This window comes from Corynebacterium sp. MSK044 (genome assembly GCF_030232825.1).
GTDB lineage: Bacteria > Actinomycetota > Actinomycetes > Mycobacteriales > Mycobacteriaceae > Corynebacterium.
Map to the genome: position 1 here is coordinate 1 of NZ_JASPJJ010000026.1, position 11,623 is coordinate 11,623.

Sequence of the window (11,623 nt, forward strand, 5' to 3'; positions counted from 1 at the left end):
CCCTGAGCTGCTACCAGAAACTCACTGAAGCGCTACCGGATAGTCACGACACTGCTACCAAATAGCCGGTCGCAACACCCACCATCGGGATCGGCGCCGGTCCAGACACCGACGCACAGGTGCTGGTCTGGCACGATCTGGCGGACTTCCCCGCCGGTGATCACCGTGCCCGCTTTGTGCGCAAGTTCGGTGCCGTGGGCGAGGCTCTGGGCCAGGCAGCCAGCGGCTACAAGCGCGCTGTGCAGGAAGGAGCATTCCCCGCGGAGGAGCACTCCTTCTAGGCACCACCCCACAAAAGGTTTAAGGGCCTGATTCCGACGCACTGTCGGAGTCAGACCCTTACCCATCAGGGGTTACTGGTTCCTACGGGTTCCCCTCTTCGCGGCTGCCAGGGACAGCGCGAGTGCGAGACCGCCGAGGAGCAGCGTGCCGATCAGCCACGGCTTGTCACCCGACATTGGCAGTGGCAGCGGAATCGGTAGGCGGTAGGCATGCGCCGGGTCCTCATCCTTGACCTCAATGTCACGGTAGTAACCAACCGCAGTCGCGTCATCGCGGTGCATGGTGTTGGTCTCGGGTGCCTTGACAGTCAAGGTCACCGTTGCCTTAGCACCCGGGGCCAGAACAATCTGGCCATTCATAGCCTTGCTCTCGGTCCCATCGGCTTCTGTCACCACGAACTCGGCGTTCTTCAACGCGTCATCGATGTACTGCTGATTGTCATCCGCATCCTCGATCTTGTCAGTGACAGTGACCTTCTCCAGCTTCGATTTACCGGTGTTCTCCACAACAAACTTCACGTCCATCGTGTCTGTTCCCGGCTGAATCCATGGAGCAGTGAGCGGAGTGTTCGCATCCTGGTCATTGATGTACTTGGTCAGATCAATCTCTGGCTCAGGAGCCTCATTCGCGAAGACGAAGGTGTGAGCTGAATCTTCCTTGGTCACCTCAAACACAGCCGGCGCCTCATCGAGAATGTAGCCATCCGGCGCCTTCGTCTCACGGACGATGTAGGTGCCTGTGTCCAACTTGTCGAAGACTGCGACACCAGCGGACTTCGTCGTGTTTTCGGTCCTCGGCTTACCCAGCGGGCGGTAGCGCACACCGTCGACGACGATGTCGTTCTCCTCCTCGCTGCCGTCGGTGACCTTCTTCACACGCTGGGCGGTGAATTCAGCCTTCTCATCCAGCAAGGCTTGCCCAGTTGCTGCATCGGTCTTGGACACCACGATCCGACCAGTGACGCGAGTGTTCGGCGCGTACACGACGAAACGTCCGTCAACTGACCCCTGCTCAGCAATCTTCGCTTCCGGGGTAAACGTCACTGGGTAAGCAGGAGCTGAATACCCCTCAGGAACCTTGGTTTCAACAGCAACGTACGTCTTCGTTGGATCGATGTCGACCGTGACTGCGGCCTTACCGTCATCACCGGTAGTCACCTCCTGAACCAGCGGACCTTCGGCGTTACCCTCGCGGATCTCGAAAGTCGCACCTGGGAGGTACTTCACCACATTCCACTGGCCAGCAGAGCGTTCAACCACTGATCCCGGATTCTTCTTCTGAAGCTCCGTTGCGGCTGCCTCACTTGGCAGTGCGCGGGCGATGAACTCGACCTTGGCAATGACAGGGCTCATACGCTTGTTCACCGCAGTGTAAGTGAACGTGCGTGCAACGAAACGATCCGTAACAAACTCTCGGGAAATGAACTTCCCGTGGTATCCGTTAGGTGCCTTCGTTTCGACGACGCGGAAGCGGCCAGATTCACCGATGGTAAACGCTGCGACACCATCTGCATCGGAGACAACAGGATCACCAAATGGCTTCCACTCTTCACCGTCGAGGTGCTGCAACTGGAACTCAGCCCCGGCAAGAGCCTTGCCGTCCTGGTCCTTCTTCTCCACAGTCACCTTGGACTCCTGCCCCTTCTGCTTATTCGGGACGAACAAAGCAGATTGGACGGGGAACGGCTCGCCATCGGCCGAGAGCAACTCGCCACGCGGCCCAACCGAGAACTCCATGGGGAAGTTAGCCAGCGCCTCATACTTCTGCGGCGCCTGAGTTTCCTCAAGTCGGTATACAACACCAGGCTTCAAACCCTTGATCCGCGTAGGCGCATCAGCGTTTGCATTCGGGGAAATCGTGGCCACTACGTCGTTGTTCTCGTCGTAAAGCTTGAACGTCGAACCGTTCAGTCGCTCGCCGTCGAGAGCCTGGAAACTACCAAACGGGCGTGGACCATCCTTACCAACAAGCCTGTCATCAAGCACACCGAGCTTAACCAATGCAACAGATGCAGTCTTATTCACAATTGCGTGGTCAACGTCTCCCACCTTGTCACCAAGCTTCGTGGTCTTCTTACCCTCGACCTTGATGTCCTTGATGGGATCAATCGGTTCAAGCGAACCAATTGGCTGAGTTTCAGTCAACGTGTAATTGTCTCCCGGCAGCACTGCGGCGAAGACAACGTTGCCGTTGTCACCAGCAGTCGCTGTATACGTCACGGGTTCCTTCGTGCCCGTCGGTATTCCTGTCAAGGTGAATTGAGTTCCCTTCAAGGGCTTGCCCTCGATATCAATCTTGGTGAACTCAACCTTCCCGTACACAGGAGCCGGAGGTTCTGGAGTGTTACTCACCCTGCCCAAGTCAATGACAGCAGGCGTATTGGAGTATGCCTCATTCAACATAGCCTCATCGATGGTGTGAGCCTTCGGGTTCAATACGAAGCCCTTCGGCGCTCGGGTTTCAACCACGGTGAAGCCTGGTTGGACAAGCACATTTTCGAACTTGATCTTCCCATCAGGCCCAGAGACCGCCGTCGAGATCGTTCTGTCTTGCTCATCCTTGAGAGCGAACGTCGCACCTTCAAGTGGAGCATCAGAATTATCCGTCTTCACAAACTCGATAGAAACAGGCTTTGCCTTCAGCTCGTTCCGAACACGGTTGCCTTCGAGCAGGGTCCTTTGCTCATTATCCCGGTAGAAGAAGGTGTTCTGTGCAAACTTGCCCAGAATCTCCCTCGGCGGGTTACCAAACTGGTCCAGATTCTCTGCATTGGCGTTCATCGGAACAATGAACTCGACCTGGCTACGAGAATCAAGGGTGTATCCCTGTTTCTGAGTGATGCGGATAGCCTTCGTATCAACGGTCGGCGTTGGCATCCATTCAAGGGCATCCAGTGCCGGTTGTGCGGTCTCCCTTTCACCCGGGTACACCGGCCATTCTGGGCCGTTGTAGTACTCCACCGTGAAGCCTTCTGGTGCTTGCACAGGGCGTGACGGGTCAAAGGTGTTGGCAAAAGCCGACATACGTGGACTCGGGATACCTTGGTCTCCAACGTGCGGGAACACATCATAAGCCACGATTTCAGAGCGCAGACGGTCCGTACCGTTAATCAGACGCAAACGATAATCCAGCTTTGCGCCCGGGGCCGTAATCTCGGATGAAGTCCACGGGCCAGGCGTACCGTCTTCCTTGTACGAACGGATGAATTTACGCTGCTCCATGGCCTTCGCCGGCTCATACCGTGTCCAAACCGAGGCCTTGGTCCACTTCTTATCACCCAAACGTGGGTCCGTTAGTTCCCCAACCAACCTGGTTCCAGTGGCGTTAACAAACACCTCATTATCAATGCGCCTGTACTCACCATTGGTTGCTTGGTTTGTAGCGACATCGATCAAACCAACAGCGAAGTAGTTACCTCCAAGCACCTGCTGCGGAGTTGCAGAGGACGCAGTGAAGATCACGGCCGTCTGACCGGAGTTACGGTAATTTTCTACGACCTCATAGCGAGCGCCAGGGAGCTGTGAGAAACGGGATCCCATAGAGACACTCGTGATGTCAACACCGACGGGCAGAAGATCCACAACTTCAATATTGGTGATCGTCTCGCCGAAACCTTCATGCGGCTTGAATCCGACTGTGTAGCTCAAGGAGTCACCGGTAATCAGTTGATCAACTTTCTTGCCGTCCGCGTTATAGGACCTGAAGGACTTATACGCTTCAATCTCCTGCTGCATGGCTCGAACGGACTTCTGTGCTTTCACAGACTTCAAAGGAACACCATCAATTTCAATACCAGCATGGTTGAGGAAGATGGGGTTCTTCACTGAGCCATTGACAAACAGCGGCTCTTCCGGATTCTTCAAACGCGTAGTGATGTCAATTGTGCCGTACGTGCCCTCCTTCATCGGGTTTTTCACCTCGATAAGAAGTTCCACACCATCAAGCACTTGTGCCTTGTCAAAGGTCACCTTGCGCTCGTTGACATCCGTAACCTCAACAGTTTGAAGGTCATTACCACGTGAATCAAGCACTCGTACTGTGACATCACCAAGGTTGACAGGAACAGTCACAGAGTCATAGAACATGCGTGAATCAAGATCGTGGTCCCGAATCAAAACATTGTTGTAATCCTTCACTGCACGGTATGACACAACCCACGGGAACGTACCTGCGCGCTCATGAGCATTGTCATAGAAGTAGTTTCCACCACTATTTCCGTGGTTTCCTGCAGCGAACTTCACGAAGGGATCACCCGGTGGGGGCGTATAACGAGCGAAGTGGTTCGTGCGTCCGCTATTCGTCACCATAACCGGCTCAGTCTCAGACTGGTCAGTGGGTGTCAGAACCACGGTCGGATTCAGCGTAAAGCTCTCGCCTTCTACGGCACCTGGGAATCCCAAAACCAAATTCTTGAGAATTCTCCCGTCAGTGCCGTTGTTATCACCAACGTAGGTGACGGAAAGCCCATCCTCCGACAGCTTCCAACCCGGGTTAGCTTCCGGATCAAAGGTTGCAATACCTGTGGGGCCTGTCTTCTTGAACGTCTCGGACTTTTCATGAACCTTGTACTCCGGCAAGGGGACGGTCATCTCGTATTTGGAGACGTTTCGTTCCAATTTATCAACAGAAATGCCGTACTTCAGCGTGTTCTTGACCAGTCGGCCCGGCTCATCGTCTGCGACGAAACGGTCGCCTTCCTCATTGTCATTATCAGAGGGAACAAGTTTCTGGTCATAATTCGAAATGACGCCGTCTTCATAATTGCCTTCAACGGACACCTGTTGACGGGGAGGAGTGTAGATCCCGCGGAAGGATTCCGTGTTGGACTTAGCAATAACCTGATTGCCGTTGGTGTCCTTAGGATCAGTCACCAACGTGGCTGTGATTGGAAACTTCGTATTCGAAGGCGTAACCAGTTTATTGAACTTGGCCCTGAACGGGATGTCTAGGGACTGTCCCGGAATCAGTTCCGGAAGGACGAAAGAGAATACTCCCGGTTTCCGAATAATCGAATTCTTGTCGATATTGAACGTATTCGCGGCAACCTCGAACTCTTCGTGGTTGTATACCTTCGGATCGAATTTCAGTTCAATGCGCGGATTCTTCAGCTCCTGAGAGTCGAACCCTGTGTATTCGATGTGCACGCTGCCGGTCATGTCGGCCCCGATCGGATAGGCAGACCCATTGTTGAGGTTAAGCGCCAAGTGCGTGGTCTTCTCGTAGTCAGATGTGTCAATCTTCTTGTAGACCACATTGATGGTTTGGTCGCGCTCAACACCGAGCACTTCGTCTACCTTCGGCGTTTCGTAACCGAAGAAAGCCGGCGGGGTGTAGGTGAAGGGTTGGTTCTGTGTACCAATAACCGTGACTGGCTCAGCAAGCGTGGCACCAGATTCATCCACAAAATTAAGAGTGACCTTGACGGGGTTAATAATCACACCCTCCGGGACCTTCAGCCCCTGCGGCGTCACGTTGTCTGTGGTGAATAGGTAGATCGGCATTTTAAGCCCGGATTCCTTGATGTCGTTGAGAAACTTTTGGGTTAATTGCTCAGGTTTCACATCGAACGACAATCCGCTTGGGAGTGGAATATTGTCAGAAAACGCAATTCTCCCAATACTCTTCAACCCATCCGGCCACCTATTCGGAACATTCGCGATCTTGTTCAATCGAAATGCACCAGACCCAATAGTCTCCAAAGACTCTGGCCATTCCTCAGGAAGAGCAGTCAGCTGATTCGAGTAGAACGCATTATTATCAATGACTTTCAAGGATGCCGGCCACTTTTCTGGAAGAGAAGATAGCTGGTTTTTGGTAAACGCGCTTTTACCAATACTCGTCAGGGATTGCGGCCATTCTTCTGGAATCGAAGTGAGCTTATTGTTCTCAAAAGCCTCGGGCTCAATCGCAGACAGATTCTCAGGCCAGGTCTGCGGCAGAGACGTGAGTTGATTATCGGCGAAAAGACCGTACTTAATAGTCGTCAGCTTCTCAGGCCAGTGATCTGGCAATGATGTGATTTTATTGCTGCGAAAAGCGTCAACGCCGATGGACTCTAGGGTCGCTGGCCATTTCTCCGGAAGTGACGCGATCTGATTTCCTCGGAATGCATAACTGTCGATTCTTTCAAGATTCACTGGCCACTCTTCAGGCAGCGAAGTGAGTCTGTTGAACTGGAAAGCGTGATACCCGATGCGGGTCAGCTGATCATTCCAACGACCTGGAAGCGAGGTCAGCTGATTCTCATAGAAGGCAGCCTTACCAATGAGCTTTAGAGCTTCAGGCCACTCCTCCGGCAGTGACGTGAGCTTGTTCATGGAGAAGGCATTGTCCTTAATAACTTCCAGCGTATCCGGCCATTTCTTAGGCAACGACTGGATCTGGTTGGCGCGGAAGGCACCATCGCCTATGGTCTTCAGATCATCCGGCCAGCTCTCAATCGAGGTGAGCTTGTTGTACGCGAATGCGTTCCGCTCGATTTCCTTCAAGGAATTCGGCCACTTGCTCGGGAGAATCCCAATCTGGTTGCGTGCGAACGCACCTGACCCAATACTGGACAAACCATCGGGCCATTTCTCAGGAAGAGCCGTGAGCTTGTTTTGTTCGAATGCTTCATAGCCTATGGATGTCAGGCCACTCGGCCACTTGCTCGGAAGAATCCCAATCTGGTTGCGTGCGAACGCAGCTGACCCAATACTGGACAAACCATCGGGCCATTTCTCAGGAAGAGAGGTCAGCTTGCTGCTTTCGAAGGCTGAAGTACCAATTTCTTGGATATTTCCCCAGCTCGAAAGCTTAGTGGCTGAAGTTCCCGAAAAAGCGTTTTTGTAAATCTTGGTCACGGGTTTGCCAGACAGGTCCACCGGCGGCAACCACAGATCAGTCTTACCCGCAGCCAGTTTGTCCTTACCCGATTGGCTGAAACCAGTCAGCTCTCCAGAGGAATTGAAGGTGAAGTCCTTGATCTGCCAGCCACCGCCGAATTCCCAGTCGGCCCATTTCACGCCGACGGCAACGTCGACGGTTTCCACGCGCTCATTGCCATCCTTGTCCTGGACGGTGTAGACGGCCTGGTAGACGCCTGGCGTGTTGACGTTGACACCGGAAGCGTCGACGGTGATCTTGTCGGTTAGGTCATTGCCGTCTTTGTCCTTGGCGGTGACACCACGCAGCATGCGTTCCTTGGTTGCTTCCTCACCGTTTTCCAGGGAGATGCCACCTTCAGGGAAAGTAATCACTGGGCGGTTGTCAACATACTTGTACTTCGCCTCGACGACGAACCCGTCCTTGTCGGGAGTGAACGTCAACGTGGGCTCAAGAGCTTCATGGTTAGGAATCTTGCGCGGGGTGAGCGTGGCTTCAACACCCTTCTCAAAAGCACGGGTGCCATCACTCAAGTCTTTGCCCAGTGTTTCCTCCGGGAAGATGGTCTTCCCGTCCTCATCTACGTAACGAACAATCACGCTGACGGGGTTGACCACTTGACCGGTGGAGTCATCGTCATAAGCCTTGGTGACAATGCCGCGGGTTTCGTCTGAACCGTTCTCGGCTTTCAGCTCAACCCAGCCTTTGTTCTTATCAAAGACCTTCTCGCCGAGGTTTGTCTGTTCGCCCACGGTGGCCGAGCGGACGTCGTTAAGCGCGAAAGCCTCATTCCCAACTGCGCCGACTTTTGTGAGGTCCAGCTCACCTGAAATTCGGTTGTTCAAAAACGCCCGCTCTTCCAGAGCAACCTGTGTGCCGGTTGCCGGCTGGAAGTCCACACCAGTCAAGCGGTTATCGCGGAAGGCGTCCTTCTTGACGGTCTCCGTGCCTTTCAGCGTGACCTTGGTGAGCTTGTTCTGGGCGAAGGCGTTCTCCCCCACTTCCTTCGCGGGAACAGTGAGCTGACCTTCAAGGTCATTGCCCTGGAACGCACCGTCGCCGATCGACTCAAGCTCGAGATCATCCGCGAAGCTGACCTTGGTCAGATCCTTATCGCGGAACGCGCCGTCATCAATACCGACGACTGGCTTGCCGTCGAGGTTCTTCGGGATCTCAAGCTCACCATTCGTCGCAGTCTTACCCTGCGCTAAGCCAACGATAACCACGCCGCCAGTAGCTGCCGGCGCAACCTTGAACACGGTGCCCTCAACGTCATACGGGTCACCTGCCAGCTCCGCACCGAAGGCAACCATGCTATCAGCAATGTCGATGGCGCCCGGGAGGACCACATCTTCGTCCGGGTCCACCGGCTTATCGACGTCAGTTGGGCCCGACTCGTCCACCGTGCTCTCAACCACGCCCGTGGTGGTCCCGGAATTATCTTCCGGTACTGCATACGCAGGTGAGTTAACACCTGTGGCCGCAACGACTCCGACTGCGACTGTCGCCGCTGCTTTACGCACAGCGCTTGTGATCTTCATGTCTTATCCTTTATTGGAAATTGTTGAGTCTGGGGTGGAGGACGATTTGCGGCGACGCGCCGCTGAGGCAAGAACCCACGTCATTGCCAGAATGAAAACTGCAAAGATGACGGCGACCACTGTCATCCACGTCTGCCACGGCCCCACCGAGTTAGTCACATCAGTGATGTCACCCGGATACGGCTCAGCGTCGAGTGGAATGCGGTGAGCTTCGACGATCAACCTGTTGAAGTTAAGTCCATACGGTGTACAGGTAATAAGGAACAACCTGTCTTCATCGCTAGCCCCTACCGGCGGAATCGCGTCAAGCGTGTCTGGCGGAACCACAACGGCATCCACCATGCGGTAACGCATCGTCTCGCCGAGGGTAGTAACGAAGATGTCTTGCCCTTTTTTCAAGTTGATGAGGTTGTCAAACATCGTTGCCGTAGCCATACCGGTATGCGCGGTAATAGCTGTGTTTGTCCCTGGTCCACCGACGGGAAGCGTCGTGCCAAACAAGTGGCCCGCTCCGCGGTTGAGCGACATTGGTCCGGAACCCCTGTACACCGGGAGGCGGACACCAATATCGGGGATGATGATTTGGCTCATCGTGTCTGTTGACAACAGGTGCGGCCTACCCACGTCGAGGTAGCGCTCGTACTCACCAGTGGGTTGCAAGTCCTGTTTCTCTGGGATGCCCGGCACCACAGGGTTGGAACGAAGCGAATCGTTGTAAGCACGCATCTCCGCGAGGAGGTCGTCCTTATAGTCATCATCGAGCGCCTCGATCTCAGCCGACATTTCATCGGCCACCCGAGAGGCGGCTGCGTTGTTGTGCAACGTGGACACAACCGGGTACGCAACCGCAGCAACGCCGATAAAGAACAGGATCGCAGCAACAGCAAGGGAGGAAGATGCAGACGCAAATCTGCTCTTCTCCTTCTGCTTCTCAGCAACCGGTGCTGTTGCAATAACCACGCGATCCTGTCCTTTACCTAATGCGTTCTCTTATGCGTCCTTGTTGCGACGGGTTGCGTTGTATGCAACACCGAGTGCTGCCAACAGTGCTGCTGCACCGCCAGCGATGAGCCACCAGCGGCCCCACTCACCAGTAGCCGGCAGCTTGAACGTGCCCGGGGTGGACGGGACGTTCGAAATGGTGCTTGCCAGAGTCTGCTCCGGGGTATTCTGGTTGATCGGAACCAGGACCGGCTTCGGCAGAAGCTCGTAACCCTCCGGCGCCTTAGTCTCAACGAGGCAGTAGTCGAAGAGGTCGTCCTGCGACTTGCCATCGAACCAGTCCTCGAGCTGGATACCGGTGATGCTGAACTTGCCCTCAGCGTCGGTGGTCCACTCCTTCTTACCGTCGACAGTCAGCGGCTCAGCCTTCTTGTCGAGCAGCTTGCCTTCGCCACCAGCGGTGTTGTTGTTCTCACACTTGTGCAGCACGAACGTTGCGCCTTCCAGCTTGGCGTTGGCATCGCGGGAGCTGACCTTGGTGACTTCAAGCTTGCCGTACTTGGAAACAACTTCAGTCTCCGGCGTCGGGGTCTCCGGCGGGGTGTTCGGGTCATCCGGGTTCTTCGGACGGTCCCAGTTCGGTTCAGCCACATTCGGCGGAATGAGGAAGCCCTTGTTCACCACATCGCCCGGAGCCAAACCAGCTGCCAACTTGCCCTCGACGGTTGCAACAACCTTCACCGAATCAGACTTGCGGGCCTCACCCTCAAGTTTGTCCAGGCCAGTGCGGGTCAGGGAGATGGAGAAAGCCTTCTTACCGGCCCCCTTCTCGTAATCCACTGGCTCAGACACCTGGAAGTCATCAGCTGCGAGCTCAATCGTCTCCGAACCGTTGACGATGGAAGCCTTAACACTCTTGGTATCCGGGGTCCACTTCTCCGGATCGTAGATATCCACGAGGGAGTAGCCGTCGAAGTACTTCTCGCCCTCCTTGTGGTTGGACGGAATCGGAGGCACGGTGCCGTCAAGGGTGTAGGCGATCGTGTCCTGGGCGTGCTTGCCCTGGTCCTTGACTTCCTTGTTTGCCTTCTGCTCCTGGTTCTTCGGGTAGACGTGAACATTCTTATTCCACGCCTTGCCGTCCTCAGTGGTGAACGGAAGAGCGGTGATGAACGGAGCAGCTGGAGAGTAGGTACCCGGCTTCACATCAGACGCACCAAGGTTCTCCTTGACCACGTACACGCCGATCTCACCTTCAAACTCAGCGAGGCCGCCGTTAGCGGTCTTCACGGAAGCAACCTTCTCGGCCTTACCGTCAGTGATCAGCTTGTTCGGATCAGAACCGGCCAGCTTGTCGTACTCTTTCCAGCCCTGAACGGTGGAGAGATCGATGCCCTTGACCTTGTAGATGTCAAAGGTAATGCCATCCAGTGGGTCACCAGCGACGTTATCCTGAACAACGCCGTACGGGTTGGTGCCGGAGAAATTACCCTTGAGCTTGTGAATGGTCAGCTTGGCCTTGTCGCCCTTGTTCAGCTGGTTCACCAGCGACTCGTTGACCTCAGCGCCTGTGCCCTCGGTGTTACCCGGCTGCTGAGTGGTGGCGTCACCATCCTCAGCGAAAGCGACGGGAGCCATGCTGAAGCTAGCAAAGGCCACCATGCCGGACGCGATGATCGCAAGGCCCTTACGTGGGAGAGAATTTGATGCTGTCATTGCATCTCCTTTGAGTAAATGTTCGATTTTCACTGGTCCCACCCGCAGAAATGAACGCATCAAGGAAGCATGAGTGGCCTTCAGCAGAACGCTGAAGGCACAAACTCCAAGATCACAGGGGCCAGTAAGCTGCACTTGGGGGCAACTGTCTAAATCTTAGCAGTTCCCTGGCAATAACACGAGTCTGGAGTAATCACAGATCCCCATTACGTTGTTAGCAGTTCCACCCCAGGGCACCGAAGATTCATAGGCCGTCCACCCGATTGGGCGGGTTATGT

General features: G+C 54.8%; 3 protein-coding genes and 1 pseudogene. 1 reads left to right on the forward strand and 3 read right to left on the reverse strand.

Going from position 1 to position 11,623, the window contains the following annotated elements; translation table 11 throughout:
* Positions 1-77: 77 nt before the first annotated feature.
* Positions 78-281: pseudogene (locus tag QP994_RS10370) on the forward strand (3-methyl-2-oxobutanoate hydroxymethyltransferase); the annotation flags it as partial.
* Between the two features lie 72 nt (positions 282-353).
* Here the strand turns inward: QP994_RS10370 and QP994_RS10375 are convergent.
* Genes QP994_RS10375 through QP994_RS10385 form a run of 3 tightly spaced genes read right to left on the reverse strand, consistent with a single transcriptional unit; the run spans position 354 to position 11,345 of the window.
* The gene (locus QP994_RS10375) at positions 354-8,687 is read right to left on the reverse strand and encodes a SpaA isopeptide-forming pilin-related protein (RefSeq protein WP_284866685.1); all 8,334 of its coding nucleotides are present in this window, start codon (positions 8,685-8,687) and stop codon (positions 354-356) included.
* A 3-nt stretch (positions 8,688-8,690) separates the two neighbouring features.
* Entirely contained in the window at positions 8,691-9,647 is a 957-nt protein-coding gene (locus QP994_RS10380) for a class C sortase (protein ID WP_284866687.1), read from the reverse strand.
* 30 nt (positions 9,648-9,677) lie between these two features.
* Positions 9,678-11,345, reverse strand: coding sequence for a SpaH/EbpB family LPXTG-anchored major pilin (locus tag QP994_RS10385; RefSeq protein ID WP_284866689.1), 1,668 nt, complete (start codon positions 11,343-11,345; stop codon positions 9,678-9,680).
* Positions 11,346-11,623: the final 278 nt, after the last annotated feature.